The organism is Marinobacter sp. (assembly GCF_965229985.1).
Taxonomy (GTDB): Bacteria; Pseudomonadota; Gammaproteobacteria; order Pseudomonadales; family Oleiphilaceae; genus Marinobacter.
Map to the genome: position 1 here is coordinate 2997033 of NZ_OZ245935.1, position 25635 is coordinate 3022667.

Below are 25635 nucleotides of genomic sequence, written 5' to 3' on the forward strand. Positions count from 1 at the left end.
GGCTTAGGCCCCTGCGGATTTTTCCTTGCCGTCGAACGGGAGCTCGCCCACCGGGCACTCAGCGGTACCTACCGTCTTCCGGGTCATGGCCTCCACGTTTTCCTGCGCCTTCTGGGCGTCCATCACCCAGGTACGGTAGAACTCGAACGGACAGTCGGCCACGCCCTTGTCGCCGTCCCCGGAGGCATGCACACCGGTGTAGCCCCGGTGCAACAGCTTGAACAGGTGATTCTGGGACTGGTCGTTCGCACGGGCATCACGGATCTGGCTCACGGACAGCTGGGCATACTGAATGCCCATGTCTTCCTCACCGCATTCCCCGAGGGTACGGCCATCGAAGCCAATGATCGCGGAGTGGCCGAAGTAGGAATACACGCCGTCAAATCCGGCGGCGTTGGCCACAGCAACGTAACAGTTGTTGGCCCAGGCCATGCTCTTGGCCATCATCACCTGCTGTTCCTTGGCCGGGTACATGTAGCCCTGACAGCGAACAATCAACTCCGCCCCCTTCATGGCGCAATCGCGCCAGATCTCGGGATAGTTGCCGTCGTCGCAGATGATCAGGCTGATCTTCATGCCCTTTGGACCCTCGGTGACGTAGGTAGTGTCTCCCGGATACCATCCCTCGATCGGACACCAGGGGATACACTTGCGGTATTTCTGGACGACCTCACCCTCGTTGTTGATCAGAACCAGGGTGTTGTACGGCGCCTTGTTGGGGTGATCCTCGTGTCGCTCTCCCGTGAGCGAAAACACGCCCCAGGTGTTCGCCTCACGACAGGCGGCGGAGAAGATGGCCGTTTCGTCACCGGGCACGGTGGCCGCGGTTTCCATCATTTCCTCGTTGTCGTACATGATGCCCATGGTGCTGTATTCCGGGAACACCACCAGGTCCATGCCCGGCAGGCCGACTTTCATACCCTTGATCATGTCAGCAATGTTGCGGGCGTTGTCCAACACCTCGGCTTTGGTATGCAGCCGCGGCATCTTGTAGTTCACCACCGCCACGCCGACGGTATCGTTGCTGCTGGAAATATCACCGTGTCTCATCGTTCTGCTCCTCGTTAAACCGCCAGATAGCTCGCAATCTTGTCCTGATCCGCTTCTTCCCGGCTCTCTTCGTGCACAATCGCGCCTTTTTCAATCACCAGGATCCGGTCTGCCGCATCCATCACGAAGCTCAGAACCTGCTCCGACACCACAATCGACAGGCCCCGCTCATCCCGGATGCGCCGAAGGGTCTGCGCGATTTCCTTGATAATGTTGGGCTGGATACCTTCGGTGGGTTCGTCAAGCAGCAGCACCTTGGGCCGGGTGGCCAGTGCCCGGGCAATAGCCAACTGTTGTTGCTGGCCGCCGGAGAGGTTGCCACCACGCCGGTTCTGCATTTCCTTCAGTACCGGGAACATCTCGTAGAGGTCCTCGGGTACCTTCTTCTCACCCACGGCGGCCAGGCCGGTCTCGATATTCTCCCGTACCGTCAGTGTCGGAAAGATCATCCGCCCCTGCGGCACGAAACCGATTCCGGCGCGCACACGCTGGAAGCTCTTCAGGCCGGAAAGGTCGTTCCCATCCAGGCTGACTTCACCGCCTCGCGTGGGGGTCATGCCCACCAGGGATTTCATCAGCGTGGTCTTGCCCATGCCGTTTCGCCCCACCACGGCGACAATTTCGTTCTTTGCCACGTCGAGGTTGAGGTCATCGATGATGGTGCTTTGGCCGTAGGCCACCGAATGATGTTTGATGCTCAGCATGATCAGTGCCCCAGGTAGACTTCGATGACTTTCGGGTCCGATTTCACGTGCTCGATGGACCCTTCGGAAAGGACTTTGCCCTGATGCATGACCGTGACCCGGTCAGCGATATCACCAACAAACTGCATGTCGTGCTCGATCACCAGCACCGTATGGTCCCTGGTAATCACCCTCAGCAGCTCGGCGGTTTTCTTGCGCTCGGTGACGGACATCCCGGCCACCGGCTCATCCAGCATCAGCAGGTCCGGTTTCTGGATCAGCAGCATGCCGATCTCCAGCCACTGCTTCTGGCCATGGCTCAACGAAGCAGCCGGCTCATTCAGGGCCTCGGTCAGGAAGATGGTTTCAGCCACCTCCTCCACAGCCTTGATCACCTCGGCGTCGCGCTTGAACCCCAGGGCGCCCATCACGCTGTGTCCCTTTGGGTAGGACACTTCAAGGTTTTCAAAGACGGTCAGGTCCTCGAACACCGACGGGGTCTGGAACTTCCGGCCCACACCCGAGTGAACAATCTGGTGCTCCTTGAGCTTGGTAAGCTCCTTACCGTCAAACTTGATGGAGCCAGACGTGGCCTTGGTCTTGCCGCAGATCAGGTCCAGAACCGTGGTTTTACCGGCACCGTTGGGGCCGATGATGACCCGGATTTCCTTGGGATCCAGGTAGAAGGACAGGTCATCCACGGCCTTGAAGCCATCGAATGACACGGTCAGGCCTTCGACCGCCAGCAGGAAATCCCCACTTTTGCTTTTGGCTGCACTCATCACGATTTCTCCGGGCTGTAGGAATCGATCATCGGATCGTAATCAGGAGTCTTCTCAGCGGTCGGCTTTGGCTCTGCGACTTTTTCCGCGGGCTTGGCCTCCAGCTGTGCACCTTTGTTGCGCTTGAAGATCTTGTCTTCCAGGGGCATGACGTAGGTCTGATACAGGCCCGCCAGACCGTTCGGGAAGGCCAGTACGACACCGATAAACAACGCACCCATGGCAAACGGCCAGAGTTCCGGGAAGGATTCCGAGAAGCCACTCTTGGCGGCATTCACCAGCAAGGCACCATAGACCGCGCCGAGGATGGACAACCGCCCACCCAGGGCACAGAAAATGACCATCTCGATGGAGGCGACGATGCCGATGAACGACGGCGACATGAAACCGACAATCAGGGTGAACATGGCACCACCGACGCCGGCAAAAGCCGCTGCCAGGCAGAACACGAAGATCTTGAAGGCGGCAACGTCATAGCCGGAAAAACGCACCCGGTTTTCCTGGGCGTTCATGGCCACCAGGATGCGGCCCAGCTTCCGGTTCTGGACAAGGCGCGCCACAAACAGGCAGAGGAACAGCATGCCAACACAGACAAAGTAGAGGATGGTCCGGGCTTCATCAGTTCGGATGTCCCAACCGTTCAGCGTCTGCAGATCGGTAATGCCGTTCACACCGCCGGTATAGCCCTGCTGTCCGATAATCAGAATCGTCAGGATTGCGGCGATGGCCTGGGTGATGATGGCGAAGTACACGCCCCCCACCCGCCGGGTAAACATGGCGAAGCCGATAACGAACGCCAGCAGAACCGGCACACCGATCACCGCAAGCAGGGTGAAGGAGAAGCTGTGGAACGGTTCCCAGAACCAGGGCAGCTCGGTGAGCTGGTTCCAGTCCATGAAATCCGGGATGCCGGGGGTGGACTGGATGGCGGTGGCCTCCGGAGTGGAGGCCTCCAGCTTGAGGAACATGGCCATGCAATAGCCACCAAGACCAAAGAACACACCCTGGCCCAGGCTGAGAATGCCGGCCTTGCCCCAGCACATAACCAGGCCAATGGCGACAAAGGCGTAGGTCAGGTACTTGCCCACCATGTTCAGGCGGAATGGGTCCAGCGCCAGTGGCAAAAGCACCACCAGCAACACGGCCAGTGCGAAGTAATACAGTCCCTCGCGGGTGGCAAACCATTTCAATGGGGATGAACTCTTCATGACAATCTCCTAGCGACGGACCTTGAGGGCCATGAGTCCTTCTGGACGCAGCATCAGGATGCCGACGACGACCAGCAGGGTGAGCACCTTGGCCATGGAACCACTGAGGAAGAACTCCATTGTGGACTGGGCCTGGGATATACCGAAGGCGGACACAATGGTGCCGATCAGGCTCTGGGCACCGCCAAACACCACCACCAGGAAGGTGTCTACGATATAAGCCTGGCCAGAGGACGGACCGGTGGAACCGATCATGGTGAAGGCAGCACCAGCGACGCCAGCGATGCCACACCCGAGGGAAAAGGTGGCTCGGTCGATACCGGCACTGTTGATACCAACGGCTTCAGCCATGGGTCGATTCTGAACCACCGCCCGCACTTTCTTGCCATAGCCGGATCGGTACATCAGGAAATACACGCCCACGGCAATGGACAGCGCGATGATCATCACGAACAAACCGTTGATGGGCAGCTCCACCAGGTCAGTCACCTGGATCGCCCCCATCATCCACTCGGGCAGGTCCACACCCACTTCCCGGGCGCCAAAGATGGATCGGTAAGCCTGCTGCATGATCAGGCTCAGACCCCAGGTGGCCAGAAGGGTATCCAGTGGTCGGTGATAGAGTCGCCGTATCATGAGCCATTCAACGAATGCCCCCAGGGCAGCACAAATCAGGAAAGCCAGAACCATGGCGACGAAGAAGTAGCCGCCGAACAGGCTCGGCAGATAGGACTGGAAAAAACCGGATGTCAGGTAGGTGGTGTAGGCGCCGAGGATCATGAACTCCCCGTGTGCCATATTGATCACCCCCATCTGACCAAAGATGATGGCCAGGCCCAATGCCATCAGTACGAACACTGAAAACAGGGAGAGCCCGGCAAACCCCTGCATGGCAAATATCGACATCAATTCACTGCTGGTGTAGCCATCAAACATGACCCTTACTCCCCTTTAGACCAACTTACCCTTCAAACCCTTAATCTCGTGTTCAGAGGCAACGGATGCTGGCGCCCGGGGGCGCCAGGAGTCCGGGCTTATTGGTAGCCTTCCGGGAACGGGTCCGGTTCCATCAGTTCTTCGGTCTCGTAGACAACCTTGTACTGGCCGTCAGGTTGAGCCTGGCCGATGCGGGTCTTGGACCACAGGTGATGGTTTTCGTGGATGCGCACGTAACCCTCTGGCGCTTTCGTGAACTCGATGCCTGCGAACTCTTCACGGATCTTGTCGATGTCGAATGAGCCGGCTTTTTCAACCGCAGCTTTCCACAGCCATGGGCCGAGATACGCCGCCTGGGTCACGTCACCGATGACCATGTCATCGCCGTAGGCTTCCTTAAAGGCCGCAACAAATTCCTTGTTGTTGGGGTTATCGAGGCTCTGGAAATACTTCATGGAGGCGTAGATGCCGTCCACGTTCTCACCGCCGATACCGCGGATTTCGTCTTCGGTCACGGAGATGGTCAGCAGAAGGGGCTTCTCATCGGTGAAATCGATACCGGCCGCTTTCATCTGCTTGTAGAAGGCCACGTTGGAGCCACCGACAACCGAGGCAAAGATCACGTCCGGCTTGCGCAGCTTGATCTTGTTGATAACGGAGTTGAACTGGGTGTGGCCCAGCGGATAATACTCTTCGCCAGAGACCTTGAGGCCCAGCTTGTCCTCGATGTGCTTGCGGGCGATCTTGTTCGAAGTACGGGGCCAGATGTAGTCCGATCCGAGCAGATAGAAGCTTTTGGCACCCTTGGTTTCTGCGGCCCAGTCGATACTGGCAAGAATCTGTTGCGTCGCTTCCTGGCCGGTGTAGACCACGTTGGGCGACTGCTCAAGACCCTCGTAGAAGGTGGGGTAATAGAGCATGCCGTTGTATTGCTCGATGACCGGGAGAACGGCCTTGCGGGAAGCCGAGGTCCAGGCGCCGAAGATCGCAGCAACGTTGTCCTGGCGCAGTAGCTTCCGGGATTTTTCAGCGAAGGTCGGCCAGTCACTGGCGCCGTCTTCCTGAACGAATTCAATCTGGCGGCCCAGGACACCACCGGAGGCGTTGATCTGGTCAATGGCCAGCTTTTCCGCCTGAACCGAGCCAATCTCACTGATCGCCATTGTGCCGGTGATGGAGTGCAGAATGCCGACCGTAACAGTGTCATCCGTCACCGCCAGACCGGTCGTGTTGACCTCTGCTGTGGCCGGCACTGCCGCCTGTGCCGACGTCGCAAGCATGACGGAAGCCGCCAGCGTCATCAGGCTCTTTTTCAGCCCCAGTCCCTTACCGAACGACCGCCCGTTGGCGGCTTGATCTGTCGTATCCATGGTGATTCCTCGCAGTTTTTGAAGTCCGGATCCGCGCTTCCCTTCGAAAGCACAGTGCCCACGAGAATCATTCTGCTCGGCACCCGTACAGGTGCCCATTCGGCAATCGCCCCAGCGCGCTACGTCATTTGACGCATTCCTGTAACCAACAGGACAGGCTAAAAACGCAGGCATGCAGAAGAAGAACATCCCTGCACCGGTCTATGGCACGGATATTGTTCCGGCTTTCTCATCCTGTGCATTTCAGCTTGAAGCTGCACTAACGCGGGGCACTCAAACACCAAAGGCAAGGCAGTCATGGCGGCAAGACAGAATATTTTTCGGGTTCGGCGCAGCTACAACCAGTGGGTAGCCAACCAGACCCTGGAAGACTATGCGCTTCGCTTTACCGCCAAGAGTGCCCGGCGCTGGTCCGCGGCCCGGGTAAGCAACACAGCCCTGGGCGCCATCTCCTTTCTGGCACTGGAAGCCATCGGCGGCTCCATTACCCTCCACTACGGATTCGACAATGCGGTCGCCGCGATACTGGCCGTCAGTCTGGTGATTTTCCTCACCGCCATCCCGATCAGTTACTACGCGGCCCGTTACGGCGTCGACATTGACCTGCTGACTCGCGGTGCCGGCTTTGGCTATATAGGCTCCACCATCACCTCGCTGATCTACGCCTCGTTCACGTTTATCTTTTTCGCCATCGAGGCCGCCATCATGGCCATGGCGCTGGAAATGCTGTTCGGGATTCCACTGGTCCTGGGCTACCTGATTTGCTCCGTGGTGATCATTCCCTTTGTAATCCACGGGATCACCACGATCAGCCGGTTCCAGGTCTGGACCCAGCCAGCCTTCATCTTTCTCCAACTGGTGCCCTTTGTTTTCATTGTTTACGCGGATGCCTCTTCAGTCAGCGACTGGACACAGTTCGAGGGACTTAACCCGGTTGATTCCGGTGGCTTCAGCATCGTTATGTTCGGGGCTGCGGCGGCTGTGGTTTTCTCATTGATTGCCCAGATCGGCGAGCAGGTGGATTTCCTGCGCTTCATTCCAGAACCCCGCAATGCCCGGGAAAAACGACGGTGGTGGGCCGCCGTTATGGCAGGCGGACCTGGCTGGATTGTGATCGGCATGTTGAAAATCCTGGCGGGCTCCTTTCTTGCGGTTCTTGCCCTGAAACAGGGCGTTACCGCCTCGGAGGCGGCTGATCCCACCCAGATGTATCTGATCGCCTTCAATTACATTACCCATTCGCCCGAGATCTCCCTGGCGATGGCGGGCATATTCGTCATTCTTTGCCAGCTCAAAATCAACGTTACCAATGCCTATGCCGGCTCCATCGCCTGGTCCAACTTCTTCTCGCGACTCACCCACAGCCACCCCGGACGAGTTGTCTGGCTGTTCTTCAACGTCGCCATTGCCCTTCTGGTGATGGAACTGGGTGTTTACCGGGCGCTTGAGGAAACCCTGGGTTTCTACGGCATCGTCGCCATTGCCTGGGTTGGTTCGCTGGTGGCGGATCTGGTGATCAACAAACCACTGGGGCTCAGTCCCGCACACATTGAGTTCAAACGTGCCCACCTGTACGACATCAACCCGGTCGGGGTTGGTGCCATGCTGACGGCCTCTGTAGTAGGCATCATCTGCCACACCGGCATACTGGGCGTCTATCCGGAGGCTCTTTCCCATTTTATCGCCATGGGAGTCGCGCTGATCATGGCGCCTCTGATCGCCTGGAAAACCGGTGGCCGTTTCTACACAGCACGGCCATTTGTCCCCATCGCTACTGACCATCAGCTCGTGCAATGCACGATTTGTGAACATCACTTCGAACCGGAAGATCTCACCCATTGTCCCGCGTATGACGGCACCATCTGTTCACTGTGCTGTTCACTCGATGCCCGTTGCGCAGACGCCTGCAAACCGGGGGCCGGATATCAGGAACAGCTTAATCATTTTCTCGGGAGCCTGATGCCAAAACCGGTGTTGGCCGTTCTGCGCTCAAGGCTCGGGCATTTTCTGAGCCTGCTGGTGCTCATCAACGGCCTTTCCGGCCTGCTGCTGTCCCTGATCTATTTCAAGACGCCGGTCGCTTCACCCGCTGAAGGCATTCTTTTGTCGGTGACCCTGTGGAAAGTGTTCTTCATTCTGGTGATCGTAACCGGCGTGATCTGCTGGCTGTTCGTGCTCGCCCACGAAAGCCGGGTGGTGGCCGAGGAAGAGTCCCGACGCCAGAATCGCCTCCTGATGGAAGAGATCGTCGCCCACGAACGGACCGACCAGGCTCTTCAGCAGGCAAAGGAACAGGCGGAGGCCGCCAACGGGGCAAAAAGTCGTTACTTGACGGGGATCAGTCACGAACTCCGTTCCCCACTCAATGCCATCCTCGGTTATGCCCAGTTGATGGAAAACGACGAGACCATCCCTTCCCACCGCAAGGAAGCCCTCGGCGTGATACGCCGAAGCGGTGAGTACCTCGCCGATCTGATTGAGGGGCTGCTGGATATTTCCAAAATTGAAGCCGGCCGGCTGGACCTGCACCGCGATCAGGTCAGGATTGGGCTGCTGATGGAGCAACTGGTGACCATGTTCCGCCTGCAGGCGGAAGATAAAGGCCTGGCCTTCGATTACCACTGCCCCAACCCGCTTCCGGAAATGGTCACCACCGATGAGAAGCGGCTGCGCCAGATTCTGATCAACCTTCTCTCCAACGCCATTAAATACACGGATCGGGGCGGCGTCTCCCTGACCCTGCGTTATCGCAGTCAGGTCGCCGAGTTCACCGTACGCGATACCGGGGAAGGCATAGCCCCTGAGAATGTGGAACGCATCTTCCGACCCTTCGAACGTATCCGGACACCGGGGCAAAGCCGGGCCGGCACAGGCCTGGGTCTGACCATTACCCGCCTGCTCACGGAAATCATGGGTGGCGATATCTCGCTGGAGAGCGTACCGGGTCAAGGTAGTGTCTTCCGGGTCAGTCTGATGCTATCAAGCCTGCATTCTTCGACACCCCGCTCGATATCAATGCCGGCCAAGCGCATCTACGGTTACCACGGTTCGCGGCGAAAGGTACTGCTGGTGGATGACGATGTGTCCCACCGCCAGGTCATGCGGGCCATGCTCTCGCCCCTGGGCTTTGAAATCGTCGATCTTGGCAATGCTCTGCAGGTTTTGGCAACCGTTGAGGCCGAACGCCCTGACCTTCTGCTTCTCGACGTGTCCATGCCGGGCCAAAGCGGCTGGGAAGTCCTGGCAATGCTACGACAGCACAAGCACACCATGCCTGTCGTGATGGTCTCTGCCGACGCTAACGAAGGCCACCACGCCGCAGACTCACCGCGTCTGCACGATGGCTACATCATCAAACCGGTTCGGCTGAACCTGTTGCTCGACACCATTGCCAGCGTGCTGGATCTCAATTGGCGATTCGATAAGAGCCCGGATCCCATGGCGGCTATTCCAGCACCCGACCATGGCGTTTTGCCTTTACCCAAAATGGAGCATCGCCTGGCTCTGGCCACTCTGGCCCGGATCGGACACCGGAAAGGCCTGCTTGAGGCATTGCATGACCTGAAACACAGCGGCGAGGCGGCCGAACCCTTTGCGATTGAGCTCACCAGACTCACCAACGATTTCCAGTTTGAGAAAATTCTTGAACTACTCGAGGTAGCCGAACATGAAGCTTCATAATGACCGGAAGACTGTCGTGATGGTCGTAGATGACGCAGTCGACTCCATTCGAATGATCAACGATGCCATGGAAGAGGCAGGTATGACGGTGCTCGTTGCTCTGGAAGGAAACCAGGCGCTTACGATCAGCCAGAATATAACCCCAGATGTGGTGTTGATGGACGCTTTGATGCCCCATATGGACGGCTTCGAAACCTGTCGTCGATTGAAAGAGAACCCCGCGTTCGCCGATATTCCCATCATCTTCATGACCGGTCTGAGCGATACCGAGCACGTTGTTATGGGGCTCAACGCCGGTGGGGTGGATTACGTAACCAAACCGATTAACACCACCGAACTTCTGGCCAGAATGGATGTACACCTGACGAACGCCCGCATGACCCGCAGTGCTCGTAGCGCCCTGGATACGGCCGGTCAGAACCTGTTTGCGGTGGACCGCGAGGCGAATTTGCTCTGGGGCACGCCACAGGTTTGCCAGTACCTGCCCGACGCAGCGCATCCCGAATTTCCCGAGGTACGTGCCAGATTGGAGCAATGGCTGGGCCACCGTCCCGAGCCGGGCCACAGCATGCCAGTCGAAATCATGGGTATCGACAGAACGGTAGAGTTTCTTGCCCTTGTGGATAACAGAGAATACCTGCTGCGGCTGAAAACACCACAGAACCAGAACAGCGCAACAGCAGCCTTGCGGCAACGGTTCGAGCTGACACTGAGAGAATCCGACGTGTTACTCTGGATCGCGAACGGTAAGACCAACCGGGAGATAGGCCAGATCCTGGATATGAGTCCCCGAACCGTTAACAAACACCTGGAGCAGGTATTCCGGAAACTGGGCGTAGAGAACCGGACGGCGGCCGCAGCCAGTGCAATCCGCTTGCTGGCAATCCAGTAATGGCCTCGGGCACTTTTGCTCATAGCGTCTGTCCATCGGGGTACTGTAAACCTGAAAGCGAGAAGCGCGATGAGAAAGACTGCCACATTTTTATCAGTGCTGGTTCTGATGGGCCTGTCAGGGCTCTTGTTGGCACAGGCACCATCCCCGCTCACACCTTTCTCGGAAATGCAGTCCCTGAATGATGGCTGGGAGCCTCTGGAATTCCCCAAGATAGATCAGCTCAGCCGCTATGAACTGACAACCGAAGACGGTCAGCAGGTCGTGCGGGCGACCACGGACGGCGGTGCGTCAGGACTGATCGCACGGGTCAGACTGGAGCCAACTGATTCGCTGATTCTGCAATGGCGCTGGAAGGTCTCGAACGTTTTCGAAAAGGGGAATGCCCGGGAAAAGTCCGGAGACGATTACCCTGCCAGAATCTACGTTGCCTTTGAGTTCCAGCCCGACAAGGCCGGCTTTTTCGAGCGCGCAAAGCGCAAGACGGTTGAGGTGTTATTTGGTGAGTCCCTTCCGGGTAATGCGCTCAACTACATCTGGGCCAATACCCTGCCCGAGGGTGAGATTGTCCCCAATCCCTACACCGAGAAAACCATGATGATCGCCGTGAATTCCGGATCTGATAAGGTCGGGGAATGGGTCACGGTGGAGCGGGATATCATGGCCGACTACCGGGAAGCGTTTGGCGAGGAACCGCCACCGGTGGTGGGTATTGCCATCATGTCGGATTCGGACAACACCGGGGAAAAAGCGACCGCCTGGTATGGGGATATCCGGTTAAACCCCTGAACATCAGTACTCTGTGTGCAAAACCGATCAGCGCAGCTGTTCGGGATAACCCGGGATCGTATAGCCCTCGGTAATTTCTCGTACCGGCGGCACCTCACCTTTCTCTACAAGGCGCAGATAGGCATCGTCGAATTCATCCCGCAACAGAGCAGCCCGGGGATGGGCAAGCGAGAAAACCCAGGCCAGGTTGCGAGTACGGACTTCCGACTCCCGGAGCATGCGATCCGCCCCTTCGATAAGAATTTCCCGGACCGGTTGGCGATAATCCAGCAGGTAATCACCACGTCCACGCTTCAGCATATCAACCGCAGAACGATGATTGGGCGATTCGGTAACCCGGATTTCACTGTCGGCTTCAAGCCAGGAAAGCAGGCCGGCGTATGTATAGCCGCCGATTACAATCACACGTTTGCCCCGCAACTGCTCGAGGTTGGTCAAGGGCGGTTTTCCATCAAGATACCAGGCACTCAGGTGCACCGGGGATGGGCTGACCCAACTTTCCAGAACATTCCCCTGTAGATTGGGGACCTCAGTAACGCCGGGCCAGACATCAATCGCGCCATTGCTCAGATAAAGATAGACCCTACTGACCGGTAAATAGAGAAACTCAGGCTCATAGCCAGCCTCAGCGGCAACTTTCCGGGTCAGCTCGATGAAGCTGCCAGCCGCTGTTCCATCGGCAGCCTGGTAGGTAACCGGCGGAAACTCCAGGTAGGCCACACGCAATGTTTTTTTATTCGCTCCTTCCTGGGCTGATGCCGCCATGGCCGCAAGGGTGAGCATCAGAAAGATGACGAACCGGTTAGTCAGCGACTGCCGGCTCGTCAGTGCAGAGACAAAACAAGGGCGTTGGCAACTGTGCATGGAATCCGTTTAGTGAGGTCTGTTTAGGCAAAGATTAACAGACCCGGGCAAATCTGCACTGACACTGCCCGCAAAAATCCGAACAGAATGTCAAATATGGTTAATAACCATGTACAGACCTACCCCCCCCATTACCAACATATAGGGAAACGCCATAATCACCATCTTGCCGTATGACAGTCGAACCAGTGGCGCGATGGCAGACGTCAGCAGGAACAGGAAAGCCGCCTGGCCATTCGGGGTCGCCACACTGGGAAGATTGGTGCCGGTGTTGATGGCAACCGCCAGCTTCTGGAAATGGTCATAGCTGATAGCACCCGCATCCAGAGCCTGTTTCACCTCACTGATATACACGGTGGCCACGAACACGTTATCGCTGATCATCGAGAGCACGCCGTTGGCGATAAAGAACATGCCCGGCTGACGGGCTTCGGGAAGCGACAGAACGTAGTCAATGATCGGCTTGAACAGGTGCTGTTCGTGGATCACGGCAACCACCGCGAAAAACACCACCAGCAGGGAGGTAAACGGCAAGGATTCCTGGAACGCTTTACCAATCTGGTGCTCATCGGTGACACCGGTAAATGAGGTAATCAGGATGATCACCAACAGGCCAATCAAGCCGACCTCAGCCAGGTGAAAAGCCAGGCCCACCACCAGAATTGCAGCCGCAAAAGCCTGCACCCAGAGTGCGGCCTGATCAGCCTTGGTTCGCTTCGCCCGCTCGTTCTCTGCAAACTCTTCCAGCACCCGGCGCACGGGTTTGGGCAGGCGCCCGCCGTAGCCGAACCAGCGCAACTTTTCCAGAGCCCAGCAGGTAAACAACCCGGCCGCCAGCACCGGCACGCTCACCGGCGCCATATGCAGGAAGAAGCCGGCAAAATCCCAACCCACCACCTTGGCAATCAGCAGGTTCTGCGGCTCGCCCACCATGGTGGCTACCCCGCCGAGAGCGGTACCGATAGCACCGTGCATTAATAGGCTGCGCAAAAAGGCACGGAAGTTCTCCAGGTCTTCCCGGTGCAGCTCGATCACCTCGTCATCGCTACCGGCGTTATGATCCTTGTGCTGATAGCCCTTACCGGAGGCAACCTTGTGGTAAACCGAGTAGAAACCCACCGCGACGCTGATGATCACCGCGGTAACAGTCAGGGCATCCAGGAAGGCCGAAAGAATCGCTGCCGCGCAGCAGAACAGAAGAGACAAAGCCGACTTGGAACGCACACCCACCAGAATCTGGGTGAAGGTCACCAGCAGCAGTTCCTTCATGAAGTAGATACCGGCCACCATGAACATCAACAACAGGATAACGGGGAAGTTGGTGAGCACTTCCAGATAGACCGCATCCGGCGTGGTCAGGCCGATCAGCAGCGCCTCCACCGCCAGCAGGCCACCCGGCAGAAGCGGGTAACACTTCAGGGCCATGGCCAGGGTAAAAATAAACTCGGCAATCAGAAGCCAGCCGGCCGTTCCCGGACCGAGCGTCCACATGACAATCGGGTTGGCGACCAGAAACAGCAGAATTACCTGCTTGTACCAGACGGGCGCTTTGCCAAGGAAATTGTGGGTAAAGCCGGAAATAACGGTAGTGGGCATTACAGAAATCTTCTGAGAAAACGGGTTATTGGTATTGTGTGGCAGAAGGCCCGAATCTTCCTTGATATTTGCGTACCGGGGTATGGTCCAAAGGTACGAGTTTCAGACCTTATTTGGTCGTAATAACAACAAGAGAGGAAGGTAAGCCCAGCCACGCCGGAATTTTTTAGTAATATTACTTAATTCAAACGGTGCAAGCGACCGCATTTTAACCGATTTCTGGCTCAATGCGGTGGTTTTATGAAAAAAAGCCCCCCTCAAGACCACGAACAGGCACTGGATAGAACTGACCTGGATGTGAATCTCAACGGTGAAGGACAGTTTCTGGCGGGGGAACTGCTTTCAGGATAGGTTCTTAGAGAATTTTGGGAACCGGCGCGTCCGTGCGCCGGGAGAGCAATGTACTCAGAACCGGTAAATAACCGAACCTGTGATTTCACGGCGGGTGCCGTAGGTGCCCGAGCTGTCGAAGGCCGTTGCCACGTATTTCTCATCCAGCAGGTTCTGTGCATGCAGGCCCAGCGACACCTGGCCAATGTCGTAGGTAACAGCGGCATCCACCAGGGTTACATCCGGTACTTCCAGGGCAGAATTATCCGCGTTGAATGCCGCGCCAAAACTCTCGCCGATGTAACGCACACCGGCGCCCAGACCCAGGCCATGCAGCATACCGCCCCGGAAGTTATATTTGCCCCACAGCGCCGCTTCATGTTCGGGTGTGTATTCCAGCGGCTCGCCCTCTTCCACCGGGTTGCTGGCTTTGGTGATCTCGGCATCGGTGTAGGTATAGCTGGCAACCACATCCAGCGCCTGGAACACACGCGTGCGGGCTTCCATCTCAAGGCCCCGCGAGTTGGCCTCGCCCTTCTGCTCACTGGCAAAACTGGTGGGGTTGGTGGTCAGGTAGTCTTCCCGGGTCAGGTCGAACCAGGCCAGTGTGACCAACGTGTCCGTGTTGGGCTGGTACTTCACGCCCACCTCGTACTGATGTGCGGTTTCCGGCTCGAACGGATTGCCTGCCGCATCGGTACCTGTGGTGGGGAGAAACGACTCCATGTAGCTCACATAGGGTGCAAGGCCATTCGCGAGCTGGTAACTGACACCGGCACGCCCGGTGAAGGCTTCGTCTTCCCGGCTAGCTGTGGCGCCGGTGAGATTATTGAGTGTCTCGGAACGGGCCACGTCATACCGGCCGCCAAGGGAAACCGTCCAACGGTCTACCCGGATCTGATCCTGCAGGTAAACGCCGGTCTGCTTGAGTTGGCCGTTCTCGTCTTTAAACAAAGGGGCATCAGGGATAGGCGCGCCATAGACGGGATCATAGATGTCCAGGTTACTGGCGGGCCCGAAGAACTGCCGGGATGACACGTCAATATCCTGATGATCCAGGCCGACCAATACCGTGTGTTCGGCCGCCCCCGTCTGAGCGGTCAACTGCAGCTGGTTATCCATGACCAGGCCGTCAATGCGACCGAAACTGTCAAAGCGTGACCGGGTAATGGTTCTCTGATCCGCCAGCAAGCCGGTGGTGTAGATGGTCTGGTCGTCGACATCGTTGCGGTAGTCCCGGACATTCTGACGCAGCACCACCTGGTCATTGATGTGGTGTTCAAACTCGTATCCAAAGGCGCTCTCGCGACGCTCGTAAGCGTCGTACCCCGGCTCGCCGGTAAACCGGTTGTCAGGAATCGGACCATTCGGGTTTGGCTCAAGAGTCCCCTGCAACGGGTAGCGCTGGGAGGGCTGGGTGTCGTCATACTGCCAGTGCGCCAGTACCGTCAGTCGGGTGGCGTCCGTGGGTTGCCAGGTCAGGCTGGGGGCGAGGTACTTTCGGTCGTCATTGACAAAATCCACCTGGGTTTCGCTGTCGCGAACCAGGCCCACCAGGCGAACCGCAAGGGTATCACTGTCATTCACCGCCCCACTGATATCAAACTGGCCCTGGACCAGATCGTTGGTGCCCGCCTCAACGCGCACTTCTCGACGAGTGTCGAATGTAGGTCGCTTGGACACATAGTTCACCAACCCGCCCGGGCCCGCCTGTCCGTAGAGCACGGACGAGGGTCCCTTCAGCACATCAATGCGCTCGGCACCATAGGGCTCCAGGCTGTAACCGGCCGCAAAGCCGGGATTCGCCAGTTTCAGGTTGTCACGAAACAAGCCACTGGTGGCCACATCGAAGCCACGTATTCTCAGAAAGGTGGTGCGCGGTTCAAAACCGAAAGTCTCACCACGGGCACCGGCTGTATAGCGCAGAACTTCGCCCAGGTTGGCCGCGTTCTGATCCTGGATCTGATCCGCTGTGACCGTCGAAATGGACTGGGGTGTTTCAACCACGCTGGTGGTTGTTTTCGTGCCAGTGACGGTAGCCTCTGCGGTATAACCATCACTCGGTGCAGTGCCGCTCGGTTCGGCGCCATCTGCAGATACCTCAATTGCATCCAGCTCGGTAACGTTCGCTTCCTGCGCGTACAACATCGGGCTTGCCAGAACCCCGGCTATGGCCAACGCGAGGCCTGACGGGAGAAAGGACTGGCGGTTATCACGGGACGAATTCATTAATCAGCTCCAAACAACGCGCTTTACAAAATAAACTGTAATGCGAATTATTGTCGTTTAGATCCGATGTTTGGTATTCAAGAAAACAAAAAATCTATGCGGAGTGCTAATTTTTCTGGTCAACGTTGCGTTGTCGGGGAGAAAACCCGAATTCCCGGCGATACGCCGTCGAAAAATTGGTCGCGTGTGTGTACCCCACCTTGTTCGCACTCTGCTCAACGCTGAAGCCTTGCTCCAGATAGTGTTTTGCCAACTGAAGCCGGCATTTTCTCAGATAGTCGAAGACCGGAACGCCATACATCGCCCGGAACTTCGCTCGCAGGCCGCTAGGACTCATTGCAGCCATTTGCGCAAGGTCCTTCAGGCTGTGGTCATGGTCCGGGGTAAACTCCAGATGCTGCCTCACCAACTCAAGTCGTTGACGTTGCTGGACCGGAACCACGGGAACCTCCGGAGATTCATGCTCTTGGCCTCCCAGACCCAATCCGGCAAGCTGCAGCGCGAGCCCCTCCAACACCAGATTTTTCTGGGTGCCGGTCATCGTGAGGCCTGCATAGGTCCGTAACAGCTCCTGGAGCGCCTGTGGCACCTTCCATTGGCGCAGGGGCATTCCAGGAAGAACGGTCAGTCCATGCAAGCTGGGAGAGACATGGCCCAATTTGGCGCCCCGGGGATCGAACGCCAACGCAACAATTTCCAGATGCTGGTGCTCTGGCTGGTGGGCCTGCAATGGGTAGTCCGGATGCAGCTGCATGCTGACAGCGGTACCCGGCGTCAGTGCGTGTTCGACAGAGCCGAGGGTAAGCTCAACGATGCCATCAAGGACTACCAGCACCAGCAATGGTGCGTGACCACAGGAAACCGATTCGTAGCCCTCCAGCACTTCAAGTGAGGAAAAGGTAAAGCGAAAACCCGATGCGAGGCTGTGCTCGGTAATCTCCCCGCGGGCAACAATCCGGTCATCAGTGCTGGTGTCGCCCGCTATCACCGGGAACCGAAATTCAATGTCGTAAAGCTGCCCGAAACGTTCGAAATCTGCCCGACTGAATGTGTGCAACCTACCCTCTCCGCGCCTCGTCAACCTGGTCTGCAGGCTATGCCTCTATTCTCCAAATATGAGATCAGTGAAGCGTCCTCACCATGGTTACCCGTTTGCGTGGAACAAATGGCAAAGAGGGCCAGTTCAGGTAGTCAGCAAAGAAGTCTGCGTGCCGCGAAGGGTCGATAAGCACGGCGACGCATTCGTGGACGTTGCAACATCCCTCGATGGAGGCGTGATAGTCGGGTTGCTGCAAACAATCCAGTGCCCGAAGGATTACTGCGTCCATACCGGCCCGGTCGCCGCGGTCGGACAGCGCCCGGGATACCAGAATGGCTGAGAGGGTCAGCTCGATGTGCATGCAGGATTCTTCTCTGGGGCCGTGAAGGCAGGCCAGGTCAAAGGCGCTGCCTGACAGGGAAATAACGTCCCGCCACTGCCCCTGCTCACTGCAGGCCTGGGCATTCTCCATCCAGAAAAGCCAGAGGTCTTTGCGTTCTTCCAGCGGAAGCTCGGCGAATTGCTGACGGTGATTGGGGCATAGAAATTCCATGGGGCTCTCCTCGCTCGTTCCTTGAATGATAATAGTTATCATTATTATCGGAATCAAGAGAAACATTGTGTGTAGCCCGCAAGTTTCATAATTTGCATTTATTAATCGTAATTATTATCGTTTGCGTTTTCTGGGAGCCCAACATCTGCTGCCTGCGGCTTCAAATACATCAAAAACGAGTTAACCTTCATGCCTAAAACCTTTTCCGCCCGCACTGTGGTTCTGGCCGGGCTGGCCACACTTCCAGCAGTCAGCCCGGGTCAGACGCAAACCACGCCTGCCGTACCCACCGCAAACCTGAATGAACTGGTGGTCACCGCAACACGTAACCGGACCACCGCGGACCAGATGCCGCAAAAGACCACCATCATTTCCAGGGAACAAATCGAGCAGCAACTTGCCATTAGCAATGACCCGGGACAGGTTCTGGCCAACCTGATCCCCTCCTACTCGCCAAGTCGTCAAAAACTGTCCAATGCCGGTGAAACTTTTCGTGGCCGGTCGCCCCTGTTTCTGATTGACGGGGTGCCGCAGAGTAACCCGCTGCGCGATAGCGCCCGCGACAGCTATACAATCGATCTGTCGATGGTTGAGCGTATTGAGGTTATCCACGGTGCCAGTGCTGAACATGGCCTGGGCGCCACCGGGGGCATTATTAACTTTGTCACGAGAAAGCCCGCCAGTGGCCAGGTGAATCAGTCGGTTTCCGCTAGCGCGACCTCGGACGACGACGTTGATTCAGACGGCCAGGGCTACAAGCTGAACTACCGTGTGAGTGGCCAATCCGGTAACTGGGAGTACCTGGGTGGCGCCACTTACCAACAACGCGGTGTGTTCTACGATGGCAAAGACGACATCGTCGGGATCGCCTACCCCGGTGAGATACAGAATTCCGACAGCCATGACGTTCTGGGCAAGATCGGCTACTGGCTGGACGACGATCAGAATATTGAATTCTTCGTCAATCGGTTCAGGCTCGAAGGCAATGGCGATTACGAACCGGTACCGGGTGATCGGGCCAACGGTGTCCCAACAACAGCCCGGCCTGGCAACCCGGATGGCGAGCCGGAATACAACGAAGTAACAACAGCGCGTCTTTCCTATACTCACGACGACTGGATGGGCAACCGCGTTGATACCCAGCTATATCGTCAGTCTTTCCGCGCGCAATTTGCGACCACGCCTTTTTTCCCCTACCTGGACGGCAGTGGCGATACCCAGTTTGACCAGACCCGAAACGAATCCGACAAATTAGGGGGTAAGTTCACCCTGACTCGCGAGGGCCTGTTCGATGATCACCTGACGCTGACCACCGGCCTGGATCTGCTGCAGGATGAAACCACCCAGGTTCTGGTCGAAACGGATCGGACCTACGTGCCCGAATCCCGCTTCCGGAACCTCGCGGCATTCCTGCAGGCCAATCTGAGCGTTACAGACCGCCTGTCAGTCCATGGCGGCGCCCGCCACGAAAGAGCCAAACTCAAGGTGGATACCTACACCACCATTGATCGCAGCAATGTGACCCAGGACAACGTGGTTGTCGACGGTGGCAACCCGGACTTCAATGAGACGCTGTACAACGCTGGCGTGGTGTTTCAGGTGAACGACTGGGCACAGGTTTACGGGAACTACTCGGAAGGTTTCGGGATGCCGGATGTTGGCCGGGTTCTTCGTGGTATCAGCACGCCCAATCAGGACGTTGACAGCCTCCTGCAGTTACAGCCCATCGTGACAGATAACCGTGAAATCGGCACTCGCATGGACTGGGAAGCCTATCGGCTGGAGGTGAGCTACTATCAGTCCAATTCGGATTTCGGCGAGCGCCTGACCGAGCGTAACGGCGTCTGGGTCGGCAGCCGCGAGAAAACCGAGATAGAAGGGTGGGAAGTCACCGCAGAGGCAGACATTCATCCTCGTCATCAGCTTGGGTTCTCGTACAGTTACGTGAAAGGTAAATCGGACACGGACGGTGATGGACAGGTTGATCGGGAGCTGACGGGCATTAACGTTCCGCCCGAAACGTTCCGTGCCACCTGGTCGGCCGGGTGGACTCAGGCCCTGTCCAGCCATCTCCAGTACAGCCACTTCCTGGACCGGGATGTGGAAGGCGACACACTGGATTTTGACGGTTACGGCCTGTTCGACGCCTCACTCGCCTATCAGACCAGCGCGGGCAAAATCTCCCTGGGTATCGAAAACCTGCTGGACGAAACCTACATCACCTATTACTCCCAGGCGGCCCGAGCCAGCGACGACTACTACTTCCGGGGCCGTGGCCGAACCATCACGCTCGGTTATCAGCACGATTTCTGACCCTCGTTGTGGTCTCCTTGCCGGGGCGTTCCCCGGCTTTTTTGTGCCGGCACCTGACCGTTCAGGACTTGCGCCTCAGGCGGTATAGTAGATAAACGAAAAACGGCGCCCCGACACCAGCCACGAACAAGCCTGCCGGCAGATCCCTGGGTATAAACAAAACCCGGCCGGCAAGGTCCGCCCAGACCAGTATCAGGCCTCCGAGCATCGGACTGATGAGGGTAAGGCCCATATGCCCGGTGCGGATAATCCGACGTGCCATATGTGGAGCCAGCAATCCGATAAAACCCAGAGCGCCGGCATAGGCCACTGCGCCGCCGGCCAGTACAACCGCCAGCAACAGATGCACAAGACGCTGGCGATTGAGATTGCTGCCAAGGGCCAGGGCCAGATCGCTACCCAGGGCATGAAGATCCAGGTCGCGGGCCACGGCAATGGCCACAGCGAGGCCGCCTATTACCACCGGTGCCAGCCCGAAAATATCACTCCACCGAGCGGCATACAGGCTTCCGGTCAGCCAGATATAGGCGGACATGGCAGTGGCATCAGGGCTGACTACCAGAATCAGGGTAGTGACCGCAGAAAGGCCGGCTGCCAGCCCAACACCAATCAATACCAACCTGGTGGGGCTGACACCTCCGCGCCACGACAGCATCACCAGTAAAACCGTCACAGCTAACGCCCCGGCGATGGCGGCAGGTACCAGCAGTGGCGTGCCCCCGGCGCTGTCGGTTACCCACAGAGTGAACACCGCCGCAGCCGATGCGCCGCTGGTAATCCCGACCACATCCGGTGACGCCAGCGGATTCTGGACAAGGCCCTGCAGCAACAACCCGGCAAGCCCCAGAGCGCCGCCGGCCAGGATGGCCATCAGGATCCTGGGCAGACGTATTTCCAGCAGAATGAGTCTGATCCCGTGCAGATTCTCCGCACCCGACAAGGCCTGGAATATCTGAGGCATGGTGGTCGGGTAACTGCCCAGGGACAGCGAAACCAGAGCACTCAGGCAAAGCAGGGCAGCCAGGGCCAGACAAATCCTGAGGACCGCCGGTTGTATCCGCACCGACCATTGATCTGCTGCCCCACGTACAACCAGTGTTTTACTCATGATTTCTGCCCAACGCGACGAGCAAGGTGCAGGAACAGAGGCGTCCCAATCAGGGCCGTCACGACACCAATGGGCACCTCCCTTGGTGGAATCAACAGCCGGGCGAGGGTGTCAGATCCCATCAACAACGCTCCGCCGATCACGGCGGCACCCGGGATAAGCCAGCGGTGATCAGTACCAAGCAACCCCCGGGTAATATGGGGCACGATCAGCCCCACAAAGCCGATCATACCGGCAATGGCCACTGAAGTTCCGGCCAGCACGATCACCATCAGGCCGATAAGCAAACGGATCTGTGCGACGTTCAGGCCCAGCCCCTGGGTAACCTCGTCATCAAGACCGAGCAGATTGAGCTGACGGCCCAGCAACAAACTGAATACCAGCCCCCCCGCTATGAGGGGCAATAAGGGGGCCACCGCCTCTAGATTGCGGCCGGAAACCGACCCGGCTATCCAGAACAGCATGCTTTCGAACCGTTCCTGATTGAGAATCAGCAGGCCTTGGGAAAACGACACAAACAGGGCCGTCAAGGCGACACCGGCCAACACCGTCCGGATCGGCGAAATCCCCCGGCCGGGTTCATGACCGAGGAAATACACCAGCATCGCCGCAAGGCCGGACCCGGCGAAGGCCAGCCAGATCAGTTGGGTGGGCGCCGTCAGGCTAAACAAGCTCGCCCCGACAACGACCAGGAAAAGAGCGCCGGCATTGATGCCCAGAATACCCGGCGACGCCAGCGGATTTCGGGTCAGTGCCTGCATCAGCACACCCGCGACCGCGAGTCCGGCCCCTACTGCCAGGGCGATGAGTGTTCGGGGCAGGCGTTCAGAGCGTATGACAAGCTGCTCCAGGTCGCCGGGGTTGTACGCCACAACACTGCCGTAGAGAGCTTCGAAGGAGACCGGGATGTGCCCAAACATCAGGCTGGCAACCAGAGCTGCACCGGCCAAAGCAATTCCGGTGAGCAGGCCCGCGGCCCGGGTGGCCGTGGTCGTCAGCATGCGTCCAATACCTCTGGCAAAGGATCTCGTAGTCGGTAATGGCGGTAGAGGTCATCCAGCATCAGATTGGCCGCCAATATTCCGGCCCCCATGTTCCAGGTTATCGGGTCCACCGGATAAACCTCACCCGCCTGGACAGCCTTGAGATTCTGCCACAAGGGGTGTGCAGACCAGCGCCGATAGGTACGCTGAACGGCCGGATCATCCTCCATGAACAGGAAGATTGTTTCGGCATCCATAGCAGGAATGCTCTCTTCACTGGTCAGCTTAATACCCCAGCCTTTCTGACGATGGGGCGCTGGGGCCAGGAACCCCAGTTCTTCCAGGACACTTCGGGCAAAACCGCCATAGTAGATTCTTGCATGGTCGGCACGAAAACTCAGAATGGCTACCTCGGTGGGCCAGGCAGAACCCAGTTTTTTCCGGATCCGCGACTGGAAATCGAGGGTTCGGGCCTGCCAGTGCTCCAGTAGACAAAGCCCCTGTTCCTTTTTGCCAGTGGCCTTGGCCATCAACGATAGCAGGGGCTTGAACTCATAGACATCGTCGATCACTACCGTCGGGGCGATCTGATCGAGTAACGGAAAGATCGCCAGATGACGATTGCGGGCAGCAACGATCAGATCGGGATCCAGCAAGGCAATCCCTTCCAGGTCAGGCTGGGTTTCAAGACCAAGCATCCGAACGTCGGACAGGTAGGCTCGCAGGTACTGATACATGGGTTTTTCGGTCCAGGACTCCACCATACCCACCGGTTTAATGCCCAGGGCGACAGCCGTATCGGTCGCTCCCTGGTATAGCGAAACTACACGCTCAGGCTGGGTTTCTAATGTCGCAACCCCAAGGGCGTGATCAACGGTTACGATACCTGCCACACCGGCCGGCATGAAACCAAGAAAAGTAATTCCCAAGACAAACAACAGAGCCATCGGGCTCGTCTGCCCGGGCGGACGGGTTGGGTGGATCATAATTGGCTGCTTGTGGTTTGCTAATGAGAATGCGTAATACTATCATCTGCGTCAGATTCAACGCGACTATCCCATGACTGATCAGACACAGCATTCTCTAACCTGTAACACCGACCATGGCCCCCTCAAGGGTGAGCGCCTGTCGGTGGGCTACGGAGAGACCGTTATCCTTGATGACGTTGATTTTCATCTTGAACCGGGAAAGCTCACCGTCCTGCTGGGCCCCAATGGCTGTGGTAAATCAACACTACTGAAAACATTGGCCCGGACGCTTTCGCCCCGTACCGGCCGGGTTCTGCTCGACGGCCAGGATATCCATCGGCAGCCAACCCGTGCCGTGGCCCGTCGGCTGGGCGTTCTTCCACAAAGCCCCAATGCGCCCGATGGCCTGAGCGTCCGCGAGCTGGTGGGGCTTGGGCGATTTCCTTACCAAACGTTGGTCCGGCAATGGTCCCGGCGCGACGAGTCAGCGGTTACCAGGGCCATGGAGGCCGCCGATGTCAGCCAGTTCGCAGATCGCCCGGTTGATTCTCTTAGCGGGGGGCAACGTCAGCGTTGCTGGATCGCCATGGTATTGGCTCAGGAAACCCAGTGGTTGCTCCTGGACGAACCAACTACCTTCCTCGATCTGAAAGTCCAGGTGGATCTGATGGAGCTGCTGGAATCGCTGTGCCACCAACATGGCCGAACCCTACTCGTGGTTCTCCACGATCTGAATCTTGCAGCCGCCTACGCCGATGAACTGGTTCTGATGCGTGCAGGCCGGATTCGATACCGGGGCGCGCCTGTGGATGTGTTCAACGAGCCGGCACTGGCAGATGTGTTTGGATTGCGGGCCCAGGTTTTGGTCGACCCAGCAAACGGGAGGCCATTCTGTGTACCTGTCAAAGGCCAGGGTCAGCAAGCCTCCGGGTATGCCGGGCGACCGACCGGGGCCACACTTACCCTATGACCAGGCAGCGATTTTGTGCCATGGAGAGCCTGGACGTGGGCGATCCTCTGCCCGGGACCGGCGCCCATCCGCAATGCAACCTGCTTATCAGTTGGCCTCGCCGAGCCTGGTCTAAAAGCCTTCGGATCGCCAATGACATGGAGCCCGCCCTGGTAGACCGGATTGAAACCCTCGTGGCCGGGGGACGACGGGTCAACCTTATCCATCGCAGGCATTGGCCAGAAGACCGCCATCGGTTGTATCTGTTCCCCGAGAATCTCTGGCTGGATGTAGAGCGCGAGTCCCTTCCGGCGTTGCTGGACGCAGTGGCAAACCGTCAGCCCTTGAGCCACTGGTCACCGGAATCCCTCACCCGAAACCTGATTCTGTGCTGCACTCACGGAAAGAAAGACAAGTGCTGTGCCAAGTTCGGATACCGCACCTACCAGGCGCTGGCCAGAGAATCACAAAAACAGCAGGGACAGTTCGAGGTCTGGGAGAGTTCGCATCTGGGCGGGTGCCGGTTGGCTGCGAGCGTGATCGTATTTCCAGCGCTTCGGAAATACGGCCGGATTTCAGACCCGGATGTGGCCCCTCTGATCGCTCACGAAACAGCTGGCCGGCCCTATCTGCCGTGCTATCGGGGCTCTAGCAGGCTGACACCGCCCCAGCAATGCGCCGAAATTGCGGTGCTGGAGTGGCTAGAAGTACAGGGATTAAGCGCCGATCTTGAAATCGATGATGCAGTGCCTCAGAAGGATGGCGCCGTCGCTGTACCGGTATCGTGGCACGCCGGGCAAGAGGTCACGGGGCGTCTGGATGCCAGGTGTGAGTCCTTCGAGATCAGCCGGGTAGATACCTGCGCTGACCTCGACGAGGGCCCATCCGCTTCGGAATGCTGGTTCGTAAGCCGGCTTATCCCGCATTAGCGTTGGACAAACCGGCCTATTGTCCCTTACCAATCCAGTCCGTAGGTCAGCATGACTGAGCGGCCCGTTCGCTGGGTGTACTGAGTGTCAAAGTTGTAGATCTGCGAAATGACGGGGAAGTAGTCTTCATTAAGCAGATTGTTGACAGCCAACGTGAGATCGCCCTGCGGCAGCTGCTAGCGGCAAGTCAGGTCCAGAATTGCATAGGATTCCACTGGGCCGCGGACAAAGCCCGTGCCGTCAAAACGATCCCTGTCTCCCACTACCATGGCCTGAAGACGATTGGTCCATCGACTCGTCGTGTCATGCTCAACGTAAGCGGTGAGCTTCAGGGGCGAAACCCGGTTACCTGCGAGGTAGGTTTCGTAGCCGCATTTATAGTC

The 25635-nt window shown here is 57.7% G+C and carries 20 protein-coding genes; 6 read left to right on the forward strand and 14 right to left on the reverse strand.

The genetic code is table 11. From position 1 onward, the window contains the following. Positions 1-3: 3 nt before the first annotated feature. The 6 genes from ACO06L_RS13715 to urtA form a co-directional block, all read right to left on the reverse strand. Complete coding sequence (locus tag ACO06L_RS13715; protein WP_014578802.1) at positions 4-1050, reverse strand: aliphatic amidase; 1047 nt, start codon at positions 1048-1050, stop codon at positions 4-6. 14 nt (positions 1051-1064) lie between these two features. After that, the gene (gene urtE / locus ACO06L_RS13720; RefSeq protein ID WP_014578803.1) at positions 1065-1754 is read right to left on the reverse strand and encodes an urea ABC transporter ATP-binding subunit UrtE; all 690 of its coding nucleotides are present in this window, start codon (positions 1752-1754) and stop codon (positions 1065-1067) included. Positions 1755-1756: 2 nt separating this feature from the next. After that, positions 1757-2515: an urea ABC transporter ATP-binding protein UrtD gene (urtD, locus tag ACO06L_RS13725; RefSeq protein WP_162851866.1), complete on the reverse strand. Its 759-nt coding sequence runs from the start codon at positions 2513-2515 to the stop codon at positions 1757-1759. Then, positions 2515-3723 (reverse strand): urea ABC transporter permease subunit UrtC, encoded by a 1209-nt coding sequence (urtC, locus tag ACO06L_RS13730; RefSeq protein ID WP_202346219.1) that lies wholly within the window; start codon positions 3721-3723, stop codon positions 2515-2517. Before urtC ends, urtD begins: the two co-directional genes overlap by 1 nt. A gap of 9 nt (positions 3724-3732) precedes the next feature. Further along, positions 3733-4659, reverse strand: coding sequence for an urea ABC transporter permease subunit UrtB (gene urtB / locus ACO06L_RS13735; protein WP_202346220.1), 927 nt, complete (start codon positions 4657-4659; stop codon positions 3733-3735). A gap of 98 nt (positions 4660-4757) precedes the next feature. After that, the gene (urtA, locus tag ACO06L_RS13740; RefSeq protein ID WP_014578807.1) at positions 4758-6029 is read right to left on the reverse strand and encodes an urea ABC transporter substrate-binding protein; all 1272 of its coding nucleotides are present in this window, start codon (positions 6027-6029) and stop codon (positions 4758-4760) included. Positions 6030-6326: 297 nt separating this feature from the next. Here urtA and ACO06L_RS13745 point away from each other — a divergent pair, with 297 nt between their 5' ends. The 3 genes from ACO06L_RS13745 (at position 6327) to ACO06L_RS13755 (ending at position 11391) form a co-directional block, all read left to right on the forward strand. Next, positions 6327-9710: an ATP-binding protein gene (locus ACO06L_RS13745; RefSeq protein WP_202346221.1), complete on the forward strand. Its 3384-nt coding sequence runs from the start codon at positions 6327-6329 to the stop codon at positions 9708-9710. Further along, complete coding sequence (locus tag ACO06L_RS13750; RefSeq protein WP_064229504.1) at positions 9697-10602, forward strand: DNA-binding response regulator; 906 nt, start codon at positions 9697-9699, stop codon at positions 10600-10602. The genes ACO06L_RS13745 and ACO06L_RS13750 overlap by 14 nt, the downstream gene beginning before the upstream one ends. A 108-nt stretch (positions 10603-10710) precedes the next feature. Further along, entirely contained in the window at positions 10711-11391 is a 681-nt protein-coding gene (locus ACO06L_RS13755) for a DUF3047 domain-containing protein (protein WP_202346558.1), read from the forward strand. Between the two features lie 27 nt (positions 11392-11418). Here the strand turns inward: ACO06L_RS13755 and ACO06L_RS13760 are convergent, their stop codons facing one another. From ACO06L_RS13760 to ACO06L_RS13780, 5 genes are all read right to left on the reverse strand, one after another. Beyond that, positions 11419-12174: a transporter substrate-binding domain-containing protein gene (locus ACO06L_RS13760; protein ID WP_201257899.1), complete on the reverse strand. Its 756-nt coding sequence runs from the start codon at positions 12172-12174 to the stop codon at positions 11419-11421. A gap of 171 nt (positions 12175-12345) precedes the next feature. Then, entirely contained in the window at positions 12346-13851 is a 1506-nt protein-coding gene (nhaB, locus tag ACO06L_RS13765; RefSeq protein ID WP_064229501.1) for a sodium/proton antiporter NhaB, read from the reverse strand. Positions 13852-14256: 405 nt separating this feature from the next. Next, positions 14257-16410, reverse strand: coding sequence for a TonB-dependent siderophore receptor (locus ACO06L_RS13770; protein WP_064229500.1), 2154 nt, complete (start codon positions 16408-16410; stop codon positions 14257-14259). Between the two features lie 106 nt (positions 16411-16516). Next, complete coding sequence (locus tag ACO06L_RS13775) at positions 16517-17467, reverse strand: helix-turn-helix transcriptional regulator (RefSeq protein ID WP_202346222.1); 951 nt, start codon at positions 17465-17467, stop codon at positions 16517-16519. 64 nt (positions 17468-17531) lie between these two features. Further along, positions 17532-18002: a hypothetical protein gene (locus ACO06L_RS13780; protein WP_064229498.1), complete on the reverse strand. Its 471-nt coding sequence runs from the start codon at positions 18000-18002 to the stop codon at positions 17532-17534. Positions 18003-18191: 189 nt separating this feature from the next. On the opposite strand from ACO06L_RS13780, the gene ACO06L_RS13785 reads away from it, so the two are divergent. Continuing rightward, positions 18192-20315: a TonB-dependent receptor gene (locus ACO06L_RS13785; protein ID WP_064229497.1), complete on the forward strand. Its 2124-nt coding sequence runs from the start codon at positions 18192-18194 to the stop codon at positions 20313-20315. A gap of 61 nt (positions 20316-20376) precedes the next feature. On the opposite strand, the gene ACO06L_RS13790 is transcribed toward ACO06L_RS13785, so the two are convergent. From ACO06L_RS13790 to ACO06L_RS13800, 3 genes are read right to left on the reverse strand one after another with little or no spacing between them, the layout of a single operon-like run. Beyond that, a complete protein-coding gene (locus ACO06L_RS13790) occupies positions 20377-21423 on the reverse strand; it encodes a FecCD family ABC transporter permease (protein WP_064229496.1) in 1047 nt (348 codons plus the stop codon). Then, positions 21420-22424 carry a FecCD family ABC transporter permease gene (locus ACO06L_RS13795; protein WP_064229495.1) on the reverse strand — a complete coding sequence of 335 codons (1005 nt, stop codon included), beginning with the start codon at positions 22422-22424 and terminating at the stop codon, positions 21420-21422. Before ACO06L_RS13795 ends, ACO06L_RS13790 begins: the two co-directional genes overlap by 4 nt. Further along, positions 22418-23392: an ABC transporter substrate-binding protein gene (locus tag ACO06L_RS13800; protein ID WP_227512814.1), complete on the reverse strand. Its 975-nt coding sequence runs from the start codon at positions 23390-23392 to the stop codon at positions 22418-22420. Before ACO06L_RS13800 ends, ACO06L_RS13795 begins: the two co-directional genes overlap by 7 nt. 73 nt (positions 23393-23465) lie before the next feature. Between ACO06L_RS13800 and ACO06L_RS13805 the strand changes: the two genes are divergently transcribed. Further along, the gene (locus ACO06L_RS13805) at positions 23466-24344 is read left to right on the forward strand and encodes an ABC transporter ATP-binding protein (RefSeq protein ID WP_064229493.1); all 879 of its coding nucleotides are present in this window, start codon (positions 23466-23468) and stop codon (positions 24342-24344) included. After that, positions 24341-25252 (forward strand): sucrase ferredoxin, encoded by a 912-nt coding sequence (locus ACO06L_RS13810; protein ID WP_064229492.1) that lies wholly within the window; start codon positions 24341-24343, stop codon positions 25250-25252. The genes ACO06L_RS13805 and ACO06L_RS13810 overlap by 4 nt, the downstream gene beginning before the upstream one ends. The last annotated feature ends 383 nt before the right edge of the window (positions 25253-25635 follow it).

Excerpts from the sequence above, each read along its gene's own strand:
- ACO06L_RS13715 (WP_014578802.1), bottom strand. The coding sequence starts at position 1,050 with ATGAGACACGGTGATATTTCCAGCAGCAACGATACCGTCGGCGTGGCG.
- urtE (WP_014578803.1), bottom strand. The coding sequence starts at position 1,754 with ATGCTGAGCATCAAACATCATTCGGTGGCCTACGGCCAAAGCACCATC.
- urtD (WP_162851866.1), bottom strand. The coding sequence starts at position 2,515 with ATGAGTGCAGCCAAAAGCAAAAGTGGGGATTTCCTGCTGGCGGTCGAA.
- urtC (WP_202346219.1), bottom strand. The coding sequence starts at position 3,723 with ATGAAGAGTTCATCCCCATTGAAATGGTTTGCCACCCGCGAGGGACTG.
- urtB (WP_202346220.1), bottom strand. The coding sequence starts at position 4,659 with ATGTTTGATGGCTACACCAGCAGTGAATTGATGTCGATATTTGCCATG.
- urtA (WP_014578807.1), bottom strand. The coding sequence starts at position 6,029 with ATGGATACGACAGATCAAGCCGCCAACGGGCGGTCGTTCGGTAAGGGA.
- ACO06L_RS13745 (WP_202346221.1), top strand. The coding sequence starts at position 6,327 with ATGGCGGCAAGACAGAATATTTTTCGGGTTCGGCGCAGCTACAACCAG.
- ACO06L_RS13750 (WP_064229504.1), top strand. The coding sequence starts at position 9,697 with ATGAAGCTTCATAATGACCGGAAGACTGTCGTGATGGTCGTAGATGAC.
- ACO06L_RS13755 (WP_202346558.1), top strand. The coding sequence starts at position 10,711 with ATGGGCCTGTCAGGGCTCTTGTTGGCACAGGCACCATCCCCGCTCACA.
- ACO06L_RS13760 (WP_201257899.1), bottom strand. The coding sequence starts at position 12,174 with ATGCTCACCCTTGCGGCCATGGCGGCATCAGCCCAGGAAGGAGCGAAT.
- nhaB (WP_064229501.1), bottom strand. The coding sequence starts at position 13,851 with ATGCCCACTACCGTTATTTCCGGCTTTACCCACAATTTCCTTGGCAAA.
- ACO06L_RS13770 (WP_064229500.1), bottom strand. The coding sequence starts at position 16,410 with ATGAATTCGTCCCGTGATAACCGCCAGTCCTTTCTCCCGTCAGGCCTC.
- ACO06L_RS13780 (WP_064229498.1), bottom strand. The coding sequence starts at position 18,002 with ATGGAATTTCTATGCCCCAATCACCGTCAGCAATTCGCCGAGCTTCCG.
- ACO06L_RS13785 (WP_064229497.1), top strand. The coding sequence starts at position 18,192 with ATGCCTAAAACCTTTTCCGCCCGCACTGTGGTTCTGGCCGGGCTGGCC.
- ACO06L_RS13790 (WP_064229496.1), bottom strand. The coding sequence starts at position 21,423 with ATGAGTAAAACACTGGTTGTACGTGGGGCAGCAGATCAATGGTCGGTG.
- ACO06L_RS13795 (WP_064229495.1), bottom strand. The coding sequence starts at position 22,424 with ATGCTGACGACCACGGCCACCCGGGCCGCGGGCCTGCTCACCGGAATT.
- ACO06L_RS13800 (WP_227512814.1), bottom strand. The coding sequence starts at position 23,392 with ATGATCCACCCAACCCGTCCGCCCGGGCAGACGAGCCCGATGGCTCTG.
- ACO06L_RS13805 (WP_064229493.1), top strand. The coding sequence starts at position 23,466 with ATGACTGATCAGACACAGCATTCTCTAACCTGTAACACCGACCATGGC.
- ACO06L_RS13810 (WP_064229492.1), top strand. The coding sequence starts at position 24,341 with ATGACCAGGCAGCGATTTTGTGCCATGGAGAGCCTGGACGTGGGCGAT.